At 48.9% G+C, this 19,174-nt stretch carries 9 protein-coding genes and 1 pseudogene; 9 read left to right on the top strand and 1 reads right to left on the bottom strand.

The genetic code is table 11. The features are described 5' to 3' along the window. From BMW55_RS10015 to nagZ, 5 genes and pseudogenes are all read left to right on the top strand, one after another. A pseudogene (locus BMW55_RS10015) lies at positions 1-588 on the top strand (RNA-guided endonuclease TnpB family protein); the annotation flags it as partial. Between the two features lie 277 nt (positions 589-865). Continuing rightward, positions 866-1,486 (top strand): hypothetical protein, encoded by a 621-nt coding sequence (locus BMW55_RS10010; RefSeq protein WP_089968183.1) that lies wholly within the window; start codon positions 866-868, stop codon positions 1,484-1,486. Positions 1,487-1,755: 269 nt separating this feature from the next. Further along, complete coding sequence (glcT, locus tag BMW55_RS10005) at positions 1,756-2,595, top strand: glucose PTS transporter transcription antiterminator GlcT (RefSeq protein WP_170839857.1); 840 nt, start codon at positions 1,756-1,758, stop codon at positions 2,593-2,595. 246 nt (positions 2,596-2,841) lie between these two features. Further along, on the top strand, positions 2,842-4,908 hold the full coding sequence (ptsG, locus tag BMW55_RS10000) for a glucose-specific PTS transporter subunit IIBC (RefSeq protein WP_089968180.1): 2,067 nt from the start codon (positions 2,842-2,844) through the stop codon (positions 4,906-4,908). A gap of 209 nt (positions 4,909-5,117) precedes the next feature. Continuing rightward, positions 5,118-6,830: a beta-N-acetylhexosaminidase gene (gene nagZ, locus BMW55_RS09995; RefSeq protein ID WP_089968177.1), complete on the top strand. Its 1,713-nt coding sequence runs from the start codon at positions 5,118-5,120 to the stop codon at positions 6,828-6,830. A 167-nt stretch (positions 6,831-6,997) separates the two neighbouring features. On the opposite strand, the gene BMW55_RS09990 is transcribed toward nagZ, so the two are convergent. Further along, the gene (locus tag BMW55_RS09990) at positions 6,998-11,353 is read right to left on the bottom strand and encodes a S8 family peptidase (protein WP_089968174.1); all 4,356 of its coding nucleotides are present in this window, start codon (positions 11,351-11,353) and stop codon (positions 6,998-7,000) included. Positions 11,354-11,758: 405 nt separating this feature from the next. On the opposite strand from BMW55_RS09990, the gene BMW55_RS09985 reads away from it, so the two are divergent. The 4 genes from BMW55_RS09985 to BMW55_RS09970 all read left to right on the top strand — a co-directional run bounded on the left by BMW55_RS09985 (position 11,759) and on the right by BMW55_RS09970 (position 19,017). After that, the gene (locus BMW55_RS09985) at positions 11,759-12,574 is read left to right on the top strand and encodes a lipoate--protein ligase family protein (RefSeq protein WP_170839856.1); all 816 of its coding nucleotides are present in this window, start codon (positions 11,759-11,761) and stop codon (positions 12,572-12,574) included. 54 nt (positions 12,575-12,628) lie between these two features. Beyond that, positions 12,629-14,872: a DEAD/DEAH box helicase gene (locus BMW55_RS09980; protein WP_089968171.1), complete on the top strand. Its 2,244-nt coding sequence runs from the start codon at positions 12,629-12,631 to the stop codon at positions 14,870-14,872. Between the two features lie 339 nt (positions 14,873-15,211). Then, positions 15,212-17,014 (top strand): serine/threonine-protein kinase, encoded by a 1,803-nt coding sequence (locus BMW55_RS09975; RefSeq protein WP_089968169.1) that lies wholly within the window; start codon positions 15,212-15,214, stop codon positions 17,012-17,014. 167 nt (positions 17,015-17,181) lie between these two features. Then, complete coding sequence (locus BMW55_RS09970) at positions 17,182-19,017, top strand: serine/threonine-protein kinase (protein ID WP_089968166.1); 1,836 nt, start codon at positions 17,182-17,184, stop codon at positions 19,015-19,017. Positions 19,018-19,174: the final 157 nt, after the last annotated feature.

The following is a 19,174-nucleotide window of genomic DNA, read 5'->3' as shown; positions in this document are numbered from 1 at the left end:
AATCTGGCGGATGCCTTCTCCCGTTTCTTCAAGAAACAAAATGACCGTCCCCGCTTCAAAAGCAGGAAAAATCCCGTCCAGTCTTACACGAGCCAGTGTAACTACCCAAAGAAAGGAAAACCGACCATCGAAGCAGTGGGCAACCAAATCAAACTTCCCAAATTGGGATGGGTGAAGTTTGCAAAATCGCGTAAAATCGAGGGAAAAATTCTGTCCGCGACAATCCGGCGGAACCCGGCCGGGAAGTTTTTTGTTTCGATCCTTTGTGAAATGAGTGCCTGTCCCTATGTTCCGGTGGACAAAGAAAAATTCATCGGAGTAGACTTGGGTTTAAAAAACTTCGCCATCCTTTCGGATGGCACAAAAATCAACGCTCCAAAGGTTTTCAGGAAGTATGAAAAGAAACTGGCACACTGGCAAAGAATCTTGTCCCGCCGTCAAAAAGGGGGGGCGAATGGGCACAAAGCCAAAATCAAGGTGGCAAAGATTCATGAAAAGATTGTCAACGCAAGGCATGACTTTCTACATAAGCTATCGACCAAACTGATTCGCGAAAACCAAGGGGTCTGTTTGGGAGAATTTCGATTACTTTGAACCGTTCCCAAATTCATCACCTATTGACAATTTTACAAACATGCATTAGACATGCACAAGGTATCTGATTGAGGGAACAAAAAAGCAAAAGATGGTCAGGCTTGCGAGAGGGGGAAAACCATCCCCTCCCTCGCCTGACGCTCGCTCTCATCCCCATAGCTGAAGCCAAGGGTTTTCTCGCTCGCAAAGATATAAAGTAAACAACAATAATGACTTTCTGTTTCAACCGCCATGTATGTTGAACAGAACTTGAATAGGAGGAGGGGTATCGATGGCCAGACAGTTACAAGTAAATGAAAAACAAATCCTTCAAAAAATAAATTTTCTTGATTCTGTTGGTCCCCAATCATGGTCAGATTATGAGGCATACGCCAGATGCTTATTCTATCTGGGAGAAGCAGAAAAAGCCAAAGCTTATTTTTTGGAGGCTGCTAAGCGCATTGTCAATTTGATTGCTGTATTTGAGAGAAAGAATAGAAAGGAGTTTGTCCGCTTAAAGCTTGTTCAAGCCAATTATTACCGCCTGGCAGGTGAAAAGAGGCAAAGCGTGAAACAGTACGCAGAGCTTCGTGATCTTTACCTAAACATGTTTGAAACCGATTATGAAGGCGATCAGGACAGAGCGATTGGGATCTTAAACAACCTCAGTTATTGTCACTTCTTTCTGGAAGACTACGAGAAATCAATCCGGTTCGGAAAAATGGTATCCGAATGGGAGCCGATTTCACTTGGCTACTCGGAAGGAATTTTCCTTCAAGATAAAAAACGAATTGAATCCACTTTGGACGATGTGATAAAAGAAATTAAACGAGAAAAAAGCGTTCCTTATGATACGGGGGCCGAAGTAAGTTTATGGGATTGGTATGAAATCGGGAGGGAATTGCTGGAATAACTTTGCCGGGAGAAACAAACCCTGAACTGCGGTGAAGGACGGAGAGACTGCATGGAGAGACTGCATGTCGTCCAAATTCATTACATCAGGCGGCTACAGGATCCCTGTAAGAAGTATCATTTTCTATCAAATGATGACCACCCATCGATTTCGTGACATTCATGCTACGCCAAGACGGATCATGGATCTTCTGGAAAAAAGATAAACTATCCTGTATACTGATATATCGGTTGTTCGATAGAAAACGTTTTTACAGGGGGAGGTGAGGGATGGTGAGTGAAGCCTTTCTCATTAAAAAAGCGTTAAACAACAATGTGGTGATCGCCGAACATCCTGCTTATGAAGAAGTGGTCCTGATCGGAAAGGGGATCGGCTTCAAAAAGAAAGCGGGGGACCGGATTGATCCCCAGCCGGTGGAAAAGCTTTTTATTCTGGTCGACAAAAAAGAACAGGAACAGTATAAACAACTCATTTCCCAAGTGGATGAACGGCTGGTGGAACTGATGAATGATGTGATTCACCACATTGCCGAGCGGTTTGCGACACCGTTGAATGAGCACATTCATGTGGCTCTCACGGACCATATCGGCTTTGCCATCAAGCGTTTGGAGCAGGGATTGGAGTTTAAAAATCCGTTTTTGATCGAGACGCAGGCTCTTTATGAAAAAGAGTACCAAGTGGCTGAAGAGATTGTGGACATGATCCGGGACAGGCTGGGCGTCCAACTGCCGGAGAGTGAGATCGGCTTTATTGCCATGCACATCCACAGTGCCATCACCCGGCGCGGTCTGGCCGAGATTAAACAGCATTCCCAATTGATTTTAAAATTGATTCAAATTGTGGAATCATCCCTTCATATCAAGATCGACCGCAAAAGTATTTCTTATTTGCGCCTGATTACCCACCTTCGTTATGCCATCGAGCGGACCGTGCGCGGGGAAGAGGTTTCCGAACCCAAAGGTTTTGCGGACCTCTTGAAATCACAGTACCCGGTATGTTACAATCTTGCTTGGAAGCTGGCCAAAGTGATGGAGCGTACTCTTGAAAGCCCTGTCAGCAAGGCGGAGATCAGCTACCTCACTTTGCACCTGCAAAGGTTAATCAACTGAATACGGCTTTTCTACCTTTCACGTGTTACTGATTCGATCAGGCATGAGTGAAGAAAGGCACTGCATGAACTTTTTGTATAAAGGGACGAGATCCCTTCATGCAAAAAGTCCATCTGTCTTTCTTTGCTCATGCCTTTTTTAGTTCACACACGGGAAAGGTGTAAAGGCTGACAACACCCGTCCCGCTATTTAAGTATGGCCGCATTCGTTTTGCCGCAGATTAAGCAATAATGGGAGGTACTCAATATGTTTAAAAAGCTTTTTGGTGTCCTGCAAAAAGTGGGGAAAGCCTTAATGTTGCCGGTGGCCATTTTACCGGCAGCGGGGATTTTGCTCGGCGTGGGCACAGCTCTTCAAAATCCTACGTTACTGGCGGCTGTTCCCGCTCTGAAAGCAGAGTGGATTCAGTTGGTCGCCAATGTTTTGTCGCAAGCGGGGGATATTATATTCGGTAACTTATCGCTGTTGTTCGCGGTGGGGGTTGCCGTCGGCTTAGCCGGAGGTGAGGGTGTAGCGGGGATTGCCGCCATCGTCGGTTATTTAATCATGAACAAAACGATGAGTGCGATTTTAATCGCAACCGGTCAGCTGGATCCGGATAAGATTGGGACAAACCCGGCATTTGCCAGCATCCTGGGAATTCCGACTTTGCAAACAGGGGTGTTTGGCGGTATTATCATCGGGATTCTGGCAGCCGCTTTGTATAACCGCTATCACTCGATCGAACTGCCGCCCTATTTAGGATTTTTTGCAGGAAAACGCTTCGTTCCGATTGTAACAGGTGTATTCTCTATTATTCTCGGCGTGATCATGATTTTCGTCTGGCCGCCCATCCAACATGGGCTAAATACTTTTTCGACCAATATGGTTGGTGCCAATCCTACACTTTCCGCTTTCATATTCGGGCTCATTGAACGTTCCTTAATTCCGTTTGGATTGCATCATATTTTCTATTCACCATTCTGGTTTGAGTTTGGCGAGTATGTAAACAAAGCAGGTCAAGTGATTCACGGTGACCAAAAAATCTTCTTCGCCCAGTTGAAAGATGGCGTGGAATTAACAGCCGGTACATTTATGACCGGTAAGTTCCCGTTCATGATGTTCGGATTGCCGGCCGCGGCTCTGGCCATGTATCATGAAGCACGTCCTGAACACAAAAAATATGTGGCGGGTATCATGGGTTCCGCGGCGCTGACATCGTTCTTAACAGGTATTACAGAACCGATTGAGTTTTCCTTCTTGTTCGTAGCACCCGTACTGTTTGCCATTCATGCGATCTTTGCAGGGCTTTCCTTCATGGTCATGCAATTGTTAAATGTTAAAATCGGAATGACCTTCTCCGGCGGGGTTATTGACTATATGTTATTTGGTGTGATGCAAAACCGTACCGCATGGTGGCTGGTCATCCCGGTAGGTTTAGTCTTTGCGGTGATTTATTACTTCGGTTTCCGTTTTGCGATTCGCAAATTCAACCTGAAGACACCGGGCCGCGAAGATCAAACAGAAGAGGCGGAAGCTGTTGCCGGCGAAGCTGGTGAACTGCCTCAGAGCGTCTTGGAAGCACTGGGCGGGAAAGAAAACATTGCTCATTTGGATGCATGTATTACCCGTCTGCGCGTTTCGGTCAACGATGCGAAGAACGTGGATAAAGGCCGCCTCAAACAGCTCGGGGCATCGGGAGTTCTTGAGATGGGCAACCACTTCCAGGTGATCTTTGGACCGAAATCCGATCAGATCAAAGAGCAGATCAAACAAATTATGGCCGGAAAACAACCAACCCCTCCAAAGCAAGAAAACGGGGAAAACGAACCACAAATCGCTGAGGTTGCGATCGATCCCGTCGAAGCGGACGAATTTGTAAGCCCGATGAGCGGGAAGCTGATCCCGATTACGGAAGTGGAAGACCAAGTCTTTTCGCAAAAGCTGATGGGAGACGGATTTGCCGTACAGCCAACGGAAGGAACCGTCGTTTCTCCGGTTGATGGGGTGATTGTCAACATCTTCCCAACCAAGCACGCCATCGGCATCCGTTCCAAACTGGGCAGGGAAATTCTGATCCATGTGGGCATCGATACGGTCAATCTAAAAGGAAAAGGCTTTGAATCCTTTGTATCCGAAGGAGATATGGTAACGAGAGGCCAGAAGCTGCTCGAAGTGGATCTCGATTTTGTGAAAGAACATGCGCCTTCGATCGTAACGCCTGTTGTATTCACCAACTTGCAAGAAGGCGAATCAGTCAAACTGGCAAAAACGGAAGTGACCCGCGGTGATTCCGGGATCGTGACCATTCAAAAAGGTATCACGGTAGAATGAAACGGAGCTCCCTCTTGATGAGGGAGCTTCTTTTTTTGACTATGCATGAATGTTCCCTGTTTTCATCCGCTTCATCTCTTCGGGATCTTATCCCGGCAGATAGCTGATATTCTCATTTTTTAAAAAGGAATCATAGGATTTAAAGGCGAAATGATTAGCTGAGCTGACCGAAAAATCTGACTAAGGGAAGCGAAAATGGAGGGGACGAGATGAAATTGGGAAAAACCGGAGCCATTCTCATCTGTGTGCTGCTCATTGGGACATTGGTTGTTTCGCCTGTCGCCGCACAGAGTGAACCTTCAGAGAGCAAGATCCAAACTTTGCTCTCGGGAATGACTTTGGAAGAGAAAGTCGGCCAAATGATCATGGGCGGCTTTTACGGCGACCAACCGACAGAAGATGCCCGCCGACTGATTCAGGAAGCCCATGTGGGTTCGATGATTTTGTTTGCTTATTCGGGCAATGTGAAGGATCCAGTGCAAACAGCCAAATTAAACAATGGGTTGCAAAAACTGGCGGCAGAAACCCGGCTCAAAATTCCGCTTCTCATCGCCACCGATCAGGAAGGGGGCGTGGTGGCCCGCTTGACGACCGGTGCGACAGAACTGCCGGGAAACATGGCTTTGGGAGCTGCCCGTGATCCGAAACTGGTCCGGCAAGCCTATAAAATTATGGCCCAAGAGTTGAGAGCGGTCGGGATTCAGATGGATTTGGCCCCTGATCTGGATGTGAACGTGAATCCGGACAACCCGGTCATCGGGGTACGCTCGTTTGCCGAAAACCCGGAGCTTGTGGCGCGAATGGGAACGGAAGCCATTCGCGGATTGCAGAAAAACCAAGTGATCGCTACCGCAAAGCACTTTCCGGGGCACGGGGATACCAACGTCGATTCCCATCTGGGCTTGCCGGTCATCAACAAGAGCAGGGCAGAATTGGAGAAAGTGGAGTTAGTGCCTTTCAAACAGGCGATTGCCTCCGGGATTGACGCGATCATGACCGCGCATATCCACGTTCCGGCTCTCGACCCGACCCCCGACTTGCCGGCCACTCTGTCCAAGCCGATTCTGACCGGATTGTTGCGTGAACAGCTCGGTTATCGGGGATTGATTATCACCGACAGCATGACGATGGCCGGAGTGGCAGACTACTTCGGCGGCGTTCCTCAAGCAGCGGTCAAAGCTGTTGATGCCGGGGCCGATATCATTCTTTTAACCCCGTCGCTGACCACCGATGAGCAAATTGAAGTCTATCAAGCGATTGTCGATGCGGTGCGCACAGGCAGCCTGACCGAACAGCGCATTGACGAGTCGGTCTTGCGGATCTTGAAAGTTAAACTGAAATATGGACTGTTCCAAAACAGTCAGGTGGATCTCGAACAGGTTCCCAAAAAAGTGGGAACGGAAAAGAGCGCCCGACAAGCCCGAGAGATGGCCGAAAAATCAGTGACACTGGTGAAAAATGAAGGAAATTTGCTTCCGTTAAAACTCTCTGCGGATCAAAAACTGGGGATTATCAGCCAGTATTCGATTATTGACCGCGTCAAAGCTTATCATCCCAACACCGAAGAAATCTACATGCAGAAAACCAATCCGACCGATGCGGAGATCGCCCAGGCGGTGCAAATGGCCAGCAGCAAAGATGTTCTCATCGTCGGCACCTACAGCGCCAGCTTATATCCCCAGCAGATCAAGCTGGTCAAAGAGTTGCAAAAACTGAACAAACCCATCGCGGTCGTCGCCTTCCGCAATCCCTATGACATCAAAGACTTCCCGGATGTAAACGCGTATGTGAATGCTTACGGTTTCCGGTCCGTCTCTCTTCAAGCAGCGGTCGATACCCTGTTTGGAACCAACCATCCAAGCGGAAAACTGCCGGTTACGATTCCAAACTTATATCCATACGGGCACGGGTTAAGTTACTAATCAATGGAAATCGCGTGACCGAAAAAGGCTGGTTCAAAGATGCCAGCCTTTTTTCGTACCCTGTGCCTGACATTCATGCGCCAGGCACATCAAGCTGAATGAAAGGTTTTACTAACCTGAACGAAAAAATGAGAGGGCGTTCCCCTCTCAATCTGGTGAATGGAGCATTATTGTGGTTTTGTATTGATAAACAGTTTTCCGGCCGCTGTTTGTCTGGATTCATTCCCGTAATCATCTTTCAAGATCACTTCGATTCGTGCACCGGCCGCTTTGATTTTCGTAGCAGTGTAATATCCGACATAGTGGCCGTTCCCTTGTTCCATGAGCGGGAACTCTGTCGCGTTGGCAGGTGCGTTTTTATTGAGATCCGTTAACGGCATGTGAATCACAAATGTGCCCCGGAGTCCCGGTTCGCTGTCCAGCTCGATTTTCACGCTTTGACCGGTTTTGAGTACCACATCTTGATCCGGTTTCAGGTGTTCGATCTTTGGAGCATTCCACTTTGCATAGACGGTGATCTGCTTGCTTGTCGCATTCCCCGCGCGGTCGGAGGCGGTGACCGTGATTTTGTTTTCTCCTTCATTCAGAAGCAGGCGAAGGGAGTAAGAGCCGTCATCAGCCAGTGTGGCCGGTTGGTCGTTTACTTTTACCGTAGCCAGATGGGTATCGGTGGCTTTGCCTGTCACGGTGACTGCTTCCCGGTTGGTTTTTAAACCGTCAGCCGGACCGGAGATGGTCAGTTCCGGTTTGGTCTGGTCCAGAACGACTTTGACCGGTTCAGAAGGATCTGTGGTTCCGTTACTGGAAGAGGAGATCGCTGTCAGTACGTTTTCACCGTTGCGGAGAGTTACCTCAGCAGAGAATGTGCCGTCATTTCTTGCAGGTACGGCCGTTACTTCCTCACCATGGTTCATGATATGAACCCGAGTGGTAGGGGCCGCCTTCCCTTCCACGGTGATGGCAGACTGATTGGTGTGGTTTCCATCCTTCGGTAATGTAATGACTGGCGGACCGGCTTCTAAGTCTACCCGTGCACGGATCATCAAGTTGCCATAATCATTTTCGGGAAACAGTGACCAGCTTCCGTCGACCAGTTGCCAGTTGCGTCCGGATTTTGGTCCGTTTCGGTCAATTCCCAATCCGGGTGAGTACGGGAAGGGATCGGTTTGCATACAGACCATGTAGAAATCCTGTTCGACAAGGATTCCTTTTGCCGACAGATCCACAACCGTCCATTCCCCGTTGCGCAGAGCGGTGGCATCAACCGGGCCGGCTAATTTCCGACCGGGCGCCCCGTCTGGACCACTGGCATCATAGATGGCAACCTGAAAGCGGGTTCCCCCCGGATCGGGAAAATCAGTTCCCCAGAAGCGGAACAGACCCGCGGTGACCATCGCTTTCTCTTTTCCCTCGGGGAGGGACATCTTGACGGCAAACCCGTTTCCAGGTTGATAGAAAGCGAGAGCATCTTCGGCGGTACCGTCATCATAACCCGTCTCGCCCGGATAACCGATGAATGGTCTGAGCTCGACGTTCTGTTCTGTATTTCCATTCCCGGCAATGGTGATCGGCATCTCCTGGCTGTAATAGCGAGGCCCTGATACATGCAGGGTGTAGGATCCTTCGTAAGCCGTCAGGGTGTAACGCCCGTTTTCGTCGGTTTGAACAGGTTGAACAACGGCATCTTCCATTAAGAGCAGGGTAGCACCCGCCACCGGTTGGCCTGTTTGTTTGTTCGTGACCACACCGCTCACCGTTCCTTGCGGGATCGGGTTCAGTGTGAAGTTGGCTTCCGCGGTGCCATCGCGCGGAATAGTTACCCGCTGGTCTGCCGAACGGAATCCGTAAGATTCTGCCCGCAGTGTATACTCACCGGCGGCGTGGGAGAAGGAATAGCTTCCGTCTGCAGGGTTCGTCGGGACAGAGCGGCCCGTTTCCACTACGCTCACACGAGCATCCAGTGGGAGGGACAGAGGCTGGGCGGACGGGCTGCCGGCGGCAGCGGAAGGAGACTGGATGTTTGTAACTTTGAATGGTTTGATGTTGTCGGGGTTTACCTTCTTCTTATCTGTTGCAGGTTTTGAGCCGGGTTTTTCCATATCGGGACCGGAAGCGGCGGACGGGTTCAACGGGGTGTTGCTTAAGCTGACGTCATCGAGATACCAGCCGGCCAGGGTTACACTGGGATCGGTCGTGACATTAAAAGCTACATAGATCCGTTGCCCGGCATACGGAGACAAGTCGATTTGACCGTCGATCCAGTCCCCCGATGACCCGTTGAATCTGGCCAACTGGGTCCAGTTTTCCTGATCTGAGGAGACCAATACATGACCATAATCAAAAGACTCCTCCAAAGCGTACCAGTGTTTAAACTGCAGATACGCATTGCCCTGCGGCAGATCGATCGGAGGCATCAACAGGGTCATGTTGGCTTGGTCGTCGTAGTTGCCTTCCAAGTTGGTGGCGTAAACTTTTTCCCCGGAAAAGGCGTGTCCGGGTCCGGAGGTGGGGATCCCCCATTCCCAGCTGTTTTTCATTCCGTAAGAATACCATCCGGCAGGCAGGGATTCAAAATCTTGCGTGTAACCGACCGTAATTCCGGAACGGACGTTGATTTGATAGTCGTCGGAAGTAACGCTGTTTTGCCCGTAATCGGTCACGCGCCAGCGATAGATGATTTGAGGCTCCCGGACGGCCTCGCCGGGAATCACCCCCTGGTAAGTCCCGTTTTTATGGTTGCCCGCCGTCCGCGCCGCTTTGACCGTTTGCCATTGAGCATTCGCATCGGCCCGGTACTGAAGCTCCACTCCGGATATGCTCACGTTATCCTGAACGCTCACGGAGAGAGGCAAATTCATCTTGTCATAGGCTTCATTTGGCGGAGTATGCTGGAAGGTGGGATTTTCCGTATCCCGGCCTTCCCGGACCACTTGCCCTTGAACGCGCCCGAGGCCGGTGACAATAGAGGAAACAGCGTCAAATGCGTTAACAAGGCCGTGACCGTACCCGTTGTTGGGCGATTCGGGGAAAGCGGAGTCCGTAAGCGGTGTAGCGGTTTCCAGCAAAATTTGTTCTATCCGGTCAACTGTGAGCGAGGAATCGACCTGTTTTAAAAGGGCGACAACACCCGATACATGGGGTCCGGCCATCGAGGTGCCGTTCCATCCGCCCTCATAGCCTCTGCCGGGGACGGATGATCGGACATTTGCTCCGGGTGCGGATACTTCCGGTTTGGTCTCGTTGTACGGTGAGGGTCCTCGTGATGAGAAGCCGGCCAGTTGATTGTTGATATCGGTTGCTCCGGTGGCAAATGACTCCGGATAGTTGGCTGGATTGGCGACCGTTCCCGGGTCCGGACCATCATTTCCGGCCGAAAATTCAGGGAAAATCTCGGCAGCCCGCCAGTTTTGCACCATCTGACGATACCATTCATCGAGACCGGGTCCGCCTCCCCAGGAGTTATTGACGACATCGGGAGCTTTTTCCGGATGCGGGTTGCCCTGCCCGTCTTTGGGTGCCAGAATCCATTCTCCGGCTTCCAGCAGGTCGACATCCGTTCCGCCTTCACCGGAAAACGCTTTCACTGCGATCCATTTGGCTCCCGGAGCAACCCCAATCCGGTTGGCGCCGTTCTCCTCCGATCCGACCATTGTCCCCATGGTGTGGGTGCCGTGTGCCAAGTCGTCGTAAGGGGCGGATCTGCCATTCACGGCATCAAACCAGCTGAACGTATGATCGGGCTGGTCCGGACGGGCCGGATTGTAACCTCGATACTTGGCTTTGAGCGCGGGATGATCCCACTCTACACCGGTATCAATATTGGCAACGACAACCCCGGAACCGTCGAAGCCCATATTCCATACTTGAGGTGCACCGATCCGTTCGACGTTCCACTCGATGGAAGCGGGATTTGCATCGGATTCCGATTGTTGGACGGACCCAGATTTACTTGTCCTGGCTGTCAACTTTTTCGGATCGACTCCTATTAACTTTCGGGTTTCATTGGGTAAAATCTTGTCCACTTCGGGATCGGCGGCGAGCTTTTCCATCACTTCCTTGGTAGCCGTCACCGCGATGGCGTTGACAATATAGAAGGATTGGTAATCTTTCACAAATCCTTTCTTTTTTTGCTTGCTCAGGTAATCTTTTAAGGAATGCTGTGTTTCATGGGCAGTGGCTCGCAAAGAGGAGACGACAGAGGAGCGCTTCATCAATGTGGCTTTGGCAGCGGTTTGTTTTTGAGTTTTTGCTTTTTTGGCTGCTTCAGCCGCGACCTTCTTCGTATCTGCCTGCTTCTTCAATTTCACTAAAAATGTTACCTCTTTCTTTTTTTTGAACTGTTGGATCAGTTTTTCGCTTATTTTGGCTTTTGTAATTTTTTTCCCTGACTCAGAGTTTCCAAGATAGGAGAGATACGGGGAAGACGATTGTGCATATGAAAGAGAAGGTAAAATAGTGGAAGCAAGCAAAAGTGAACACAATAACCAGCTCAATGCGAAGATTTTGCGCTTTTTTCTGTTCAATAAAAACGACTCCTCTCGGAATGGATGGCCGAAGCTATTTCAAAACAGGGTCCGTCAAAAGTGTGAAATCAGCTCCCCGACAGTTGTCCTAGCGGTTCCGGCCAAGGGATTTTGAAATAGCTGGCAGCGTCATACAACCGTTTGAGCGCTTTTTCATTAATTGGTCAATTTTTCCTGTGCTCCCGGATACCCCCTTATTTGGAAATGGGAATAAACCAACATATCTATATTTTAAAATTTGCAGACTAAAAATTCAACAATTTATTTATTTTATAAATAGTTATGAAAAATCCCGGATCATCTGGCCGATCCTTTTGATTTGCTAACGAGATTTAGAGTCTACTTGTTCTTTTTTCTTCACAAAAGATAAAATAAATACAAAAAGAGATTTGGGAGGATGTTGGTTTGCGGAATTGGAGATTTTTACCTTATCAGATATATTCATCCGCATATAACATGGCTTTGGATGAAGCGATCATGACCGCACATCGGGAAGGGAAAGTGCCTCCCACGCTCCGTTTTTACGGCTGGAACCCGGCAACTCTGTCGATCGGATATTTTCAAAGAGCGGAAAAAGAAGTGGATCTTGAACGTCTGAAAGAAGCGGGGCTCGGTTTTGTACGCCGCATGACGGGAGGCAGAGCGGTTTTGCATGATCAAGAGCTTACATACAGCGTGATTGTTTCTGAAGACCATCCGTTGATGCCCTCTTCCGTGAGTGAGTCGTACCGGGTGATCAGCCAGGGATTGCTGGAAGGCTTTCGCCAGCTCGGAATGAGAGCGGACCTGTCATCCCCGGACCAGGCACAAAGAGAGCATTCATCTGCTGCTTGTTTTGATTCTCCCTCTGATTATGAGCTGGTCATCGAGAGGAAAAAGGTAGCCGGAAGCGCCCAGACACGGCAGCGGGGAGTGATCCTGCAACACGGGTCCATCCTGCTCAATCTGGATACCGATTTATTGTTTCGTGTGCTTCGTTTTCCATCAGAGCGCGTGAAAGAAAGACTAAAGAAAAATTTTGCGGAAAAAGCCGTGGCCATTAACCTGGTCAGGGAGAAACCGGTTTCCATGGAGCAGGTGATCGAAGCTTTTTATACCGGTTTTGCAAAGGGGATGGGATTAAACCTGATTCCGGGTGAACTGACCAGATATGAACAGGAATTGGCGGAAGAGTTGGTGCGAACCCGTTACGGCAACGATGAGTGGAATTTCAGAAGGTAAATGGTATATTGCTGGGCGGTCTCACAGGATAAAGAAGAGAGGGGGGAGACTCGGATGAATATCCGCATGCTGATTGATCAACTCCAGAGGGAGGAAGATCTTTTAAAAAACGTGACCCGCTGGGAAGTGATTCCCCCGCGGGAAGCACAGTACGCTCCTTTTCCGGAAAATCTCCATCCGGACTTGGTCTCGGCATTGAAAAAACAAGGCTTTGAGCGTCTTTACACCCATCAAGCCACCGCAGTGGAACATGCCTTAGGGGGCAAAAACGTGGTCGTTGTGACACCGACGGCATCAGGAAAAACACTGTGTTACAACTTGCCCGTATTGCACACCATCCTGGAAGAGAACAGTGCCCGGGCGCTTTATATTTTTCCGACCAAGGCCTTAGCCTATGACCAGATGGCCGAATTGAACCGGTGGATCGAACTGATGGGAAGAGATATCAAAGGGTATACATATGATGGGGATACGCCTGCCTCGGCACGTCAAGCCATCCGCCGGGCCGGCCATATTGTGGTGACCAATCCTGATATGCTCCATCAGGCGGTCCTGCCTCATCATACCAAATGGGTGAAACTATTTGAAAACTTGCGATACATTGTGATTGACGAGCTGCATGCCTACCGCGGGGTCTTTGGCAGCCATTTCGCCAACGTATTGCGCCGTTTGCGCCGAATTTGCCGCCATTATGGATCAGAACCGCAATTTATCTGTTCTTCAGCAACGATTGCCAATCCCCGTTCTTTTGCCGAAACCCTGACAGGAACCCGGATGACTCTTGTGGATAATAATGGAGCTCCCAGCGGGGAAAAGCACTTTCTTTTTTATAATCCGCCGGTGGTGAACAAAGCTTTGGGCATCCGGCGCAGCAGTGTTCTGGAGGCCCGTCGTCTGGCTGAAACGCTTTTGAAGAATGATATTCAGACCATTGTCTTTGCAAGAAGCAGGGTGCGGGTGGAAGTGCTGCTCACCTATTTGCAAAATATTTTGCCGGGAAAAGTGCGTGGATACCGGGGAGGATATCTTCCGAATCAGCGAAGAGCGATTGAAAAGGGACTCCGGTCCGGGGAAATCCGCGGTGTGGTCAGCACCAACGCGTTGGAGCTGGGAATTGATATCGGGCAGTTGGAAGCCTGTATTATCTGCGGGTATCCCGGAAGCATCTCCAGCACCTGGCAACAGGCGGGAAGGGCAGGCCGCAGGCACGGGGCATCCCTCCAGATTTTAGTCGCTTCCTCCAACCCGCTGGATCAGTATGTGATTCAACACCCGGAGTATTTTTTGGAGCAATCTCCCGAACATGCGTTGGTGCAGCCGGATAATCTGATCATCCTGGTCAATCATATCAAGTGTGCAGCTTATGAATTGCCCTTTGAAGCGGGGGAACAGTTTGGAGTGGCGACGACGGAGGAAATTCTCGATTTTCTGGCAGAGGAAAAAATACTGCACCGGTCGGGAAACCGCTGGTATTGGATGAATCAGTCATTTCCGGCCAAAGAGGTCAGTCTCAGAACCGCCGATCAGGAAAATGTGGTCATCATCGATATCTCAGAGACAGCCAGTCACAAGGTCATCGGGGAAGTGGACCGTTTCAGCGCCCCCATGCTACTGCATGAAGAAGCGATCTATCTCCACGAAGGGGTTCAGTATCAAGTGGAGAAGCTGGATCTTGAAGAGAAAAAAGCATATGTGCGCGAGGTAGATGTCGATTATTACACCGACGCCAATCTCGCCGTGCAACTGCGGGTGCTGGGAGTGGACCGGGAGGAAACGTCTGAGACCCACACGCGAAGTTTGGGAGAGGTGACGGTGAATGCGCTGGTTACGCTGTTTAAAAAAATTAAATTGTATACCCACGAAAATATCGGGTCGGGTCCCGTGCATCTTCCCGAGCAGGAAATGCATACATCGGCTTATTGGTTGACCCTCAATCACCCGGAAATCAGCCGTTTTAGACAAAATGATCTGCAGACAGGGCTGGTCGGGCTCAGCAATGTGCTTGCCTATCTGGCACCGGTCTACCTGATGTGCGACCCGAAAGATTTGGGAGTTTCCGCACAGGTGAAGGCTGTGCATTCAAAGTTGCCCACCATTTATCTGTATGATAAAGTGCCGGGCGGAGTGGGACTCAGCGACAAACTGTTTGAACTGAGCGAACAACTGTTAAACATCGCCAAAGCGCATATCCAGGCATGTCCCTGCCAAGGGGGCTGTCCGTCTTGTGTCGGTCCGGTCAATGAAACAGGTGAAGGTGCAAAAGATCTTACGCTGAAATTGCTGTCTTATATCAAGTGAATACCGGGCGAAACGAAAAATGAAACTGAGATTCATCGCCGATCCAAAGATGGATCAAGCTTTGAGAAACCGGTAGACGGAATGGTCATGTTCAGGGCCCCGGAATTGGGCAGGATCGAGGCCGCGTGTGAGGTCCACTGCAAAAAAAATCCCATACCCGTTACCCGTCCTTGCCGTCCAACTGCGGCAAGGCTTTTTTCTTTCCTGTCCGCAGGAAATCGAAACTTCACTGATAGAGTTGATTGATTTTTATAAATTAAATGTTTAGTATAAATACATATCTGTCTTGGAAGTTGATTGCAAAACGGAATGATTATTTTCTGAAAGGAGGAATGTCCAGTGAAAGATAGGAAAAAATTTTATGAACACTTTCAAGTGGAAGATGTGCTTGCTTTTTCTTTGGGTTCGCTGCTCTTGGCCCGTTCACCGGCCGGAGAACAGGTGCTTCTTCACGAAATTAACAAAATGAGGTCCCTTCCGTCGGATTATAAGGATATTCTCACGAAACTGAATCACCCTCATCTGGTTCCGAGCCGGGAAATTTATGATGACGGAGAATATGTGGTGATCGTTTATCCGGTCCTGTTCGGAGATCCTCTAACCCTGCTGGTCACACCCGAAAAGCCGTTAGATTCCGCAAAAGCCTTAAATCTCTACCGGCAGTTACTGCAATCGGTCAAAGAGTTGAGCGAACTTCCCGTGCCCATCGTGACGACCCTGGATCCGAGAAATATAGTCATGGCGGGCGACCACCCTTATTTGCTTTTTTTTGATATTGGCGAGCGGGGACCACAGCGGGAGGATGACGAAGCATGGAGAGGGTTGCTCTATTATTTGGTTACAGGAATTCGCTCCAAATATAAGCCATATCCCTCTCTCTCCGAAATAAAATTGGACCCGGACCTGCCCGATTCGATCCAATTGCTGATCCAAGAGAGTTTAAATCCCCGCCGCACCCTCACAGACATTATTCAGCTTGCGCAAAATACCGCTTTACCTCTTCACCGGAAGAAAAAAGACTCATTCAAATTGCATTCGGTCACCATTCCCGCGGCCGTTAGCGCAGCCATCTTATCGATTCTTTTCATGGGGTATTTTGTTATGTACACGGATGCGCTGAACATGGGAAATCATTCGGTCCGTACACCCGATCAGACTGCCGGGGAATCGGTGAGAGTGGTGGAGCAGATCCCGTCCATTCGGTTTAACGGGAGTGAAGTGACGAGTCATTTGGCCAAGCAGCCGGTGAGCGGGATTACGCACATTCAATTTCACATCATTCAAAATAAATTGGGACCTTTTTCGGCATCTTTTCTTTCAGAAGAAACTTCGCAACAATATGGAATTCGGTTGGACTCCATCGGGGAACTCAGTGTTGTCGGGGAACAGTATAAGCAGGAACAGAACTTTGCCCAACCAAGTGTCCGCAACAGTAAATCTTTTTGGCTGAACTCAAAGCACTCCTATCAAGTGGATCTGTATTACATACCGAATGAACGACTGCGAATCTCCGTCAAAGACTTGTATGAAAAAACGGAGTGGATGACTGTAGGGCCGTTGATGAAAGATGAAAACTACCGCTTCCGATTCAGGGGAAACGAGCGTACCACGGTGAGTCAAGTAAGCATTTCCCGTTTTCATGACAGCCAAACGGCTCTTGAAAAGTGGATGAACGGACACCAGTGGGACCTGGCTCACGGAGAAGTGCTGGCCGACCAAAAAGGAATCCGGGTGCAACCGAAATCGCAGCTGCAAATATCGAAATTCGGCTTTTTTTCTTTCCAGTTTTTCTATCCGGAGAAAATTCCAACCGATCCGGTTCAGCTGGATCTGGAAACCGCGGAAGGGAACCAATTAAAGTTTATCTGGAGAAAAAATCGCAACATCGAACTCAATCATATCGATGACCAATTGAAATTGACAACGAAAAAAATCTTATGGGATTGGGATCCGAAAATACCGGCAAAAGTAAACGTGCACAATCAGGACACCATGGTAAAAATTGAAATCGAGCAAAAAAATAAATCGGAGTCATTAATCTATTACTTTGACCGTCCCGTACTGATTAAAAAGGGAATTGTTCCCATAGAAGAAGAAATGGACATCAAGATCTTGCCGGTCGGAAATGGATTCGAGGGCTGAAAATATACCGGATTTTTTCACCGGTGGAAAAGAGCTTTCTAGGTATTTATATAAATTTTTTTCTTGATTTTTCTAGTGCTTATGATAGCATATAGATGCTGGCAGTACTGAGTCATACTTGATTTATATTGCTTACTATCATAACAAAAGGTTAGGGGAAACAATTGTTGATACGGGAACAACATGTGAAGCGTCGGTATTATGAAAGATTTCAAGTGGAAGATGTGATCAATTTTTTCTCCGGTCAGCTTCTGCAAGCGAAATCTTCGGACGGTGCGCAGGTTTTTCTGCAAAGCATCAAAATAAACCGTCGCCCTCTGCCTGCAGGTTACCAGGAAGCACTTAAAAAGCTGCAGCATCCGCACCTGGCTCCAATCCTTGATATCTTGGAGGAGGAAGACCAGCTCATTCTGGTGCATCCTCCTTTTTCGGGAGATCCTCTCCCGCTGTTGGTCAACAGGGAACGGGCGATGGAGCCGGAGTATGCCATTCAAATCGCTGACATGCTGTTCAAAACCTTGACCGACTTGGATCGCCTGCCGCTAAAGATGGGAGCCGCTTTAGATCCGAAAAATATTCTGTTAAACGGAGACAATCCTGTTCTGTTGTTCTATTACATCAAGGATGAACAGACCTCGGCATTGGATGATAAATGGCGGGAGCTGTTGTATTATCTCTTGACGGGACAGGCTCCTTCAGACAGTCTCAAACAGTGTGAAAAACAATTGGAAGCCAAACAGGTTCCGCCCAAATTTAAAAAGTTGGCACTCCAGTGTTTGGATTCAAAGGTATCCTTTGACGAAGTACGCCGGGCAATCGCAGATATGTCAGCGGCAAACAGGCAGGCGCACGCCGGTTTTCGCAGCGATGCCAAACAGCGGAAGCGGAGAAGGATTTACACAACTGTGTCGGTTTTTGCAGCTTTTCTGGTCCTTGTCGCCATTGCCGTTTCTCAGTGGAAACCGTTGGACAGCAGTGCATCCGGTGATCCGTTCGGCTTTTTCAGACCGCAAGAAGAGGAAAAAAAAGATAAGTTTTCGAGTGATGAACTGATTCAATCCGTTTCATTTTCCAATGAAAAAAGGTCTTATACATTACCTTATATCTTGCAAGGAGCCTCTACCGTTCGCGGCGAGATTATGCTTGAAAAGTTGAATGGATTTATCGGGTTGTTGGAGACGAAGGACAAGCAATCCGCATACGGGCTTGAAATCGACAATCAGGGCAGACTGACCCTTTTTCAAAAGGCTGGCAACAGGAAATTCGAATTCGGCAATTCCGGAACGGTTTACCGGATCAAACCGGGAAAGAAGTACACGTTTGAGCTTCATTATTTCCCCGGTGAGCCTCTTCGCATTTCCATCAATGAACAGGGACAGGTAGAGAAATGGATGGCTGTGGGAACTTCACCCATCCACTCGGAGTTATTTTTCCGCTTTTACGGGCGGGAAGGAGCTACATTGTTTTATCCCCAATTAAATGCGATTTCAGACCGGAAAGCGGTTGAAGATGCCTGGATGAACGGACAACCTTGGCAACTCGATTTCGGTCAAGGGATTCTTACCGTTGATGACCAACAGAAGAACCGTTTGAAAGTGACTCCACGGACGCAGGTTCGCGTTGCATTGACGGCTTCTGCCAGCCTCACGTTGATCCCGCCTGCGGACGGAGATCGTTTACATATGGATCTGCAGGCGATTGACGGAAGCCGTTACCGGCTGGTGTGGAAGAAAAGCAACAGACTGTTCCTATATCGATTTAAGGACAGTTTGGAGAAAGTCAAGGAACAGGAAATCGACTGGAGCCTGAAAGACAATGAGCCGGTTCAGGTATCTGTCACTTCTGTCTTTAATGAGTTGCAGATCAAACTGACCCACGGTTCTAAAACAGCGGAAATCAAGTATGTGAGTGACGAACCCATTTCGCTTCGTGACGTCACTTTGCGCAATCCTAAAGGTTTTGAGCTTTTACAGGAGAACCAACAAGAGAAAGGCCGGAATTAATCCCGGCTTTTTTTGTTTGGAATGGTTGGCAGGCATTTCATCCTTTTCGTGATCACGATTGAACTCGGCGGAGGAACTTGGTTTCCGGTTGAGCGATTCCGTTTCGGGAAGAATTCTAATGCAGGTTTTCCATCCAGAGTAGTGGCTATCAAGCCGT

Source organism: Lihuaxuella thermophila (genome assembly GCF_900110165.1).
In the GTDB taxonomy this organism is placed as follows: Bacteria; Bacillota; Bacilli; order Thermoactinomycetales; family Thermoactinomycetaceae; genus Lihuaxuella; species Lihuaxuella thermophila.
The sequence above is the reverse complement of the archived record's forward strand: the minus strand, read 5'-3'. Positions and strand labels throughout refer to the sequence as shown.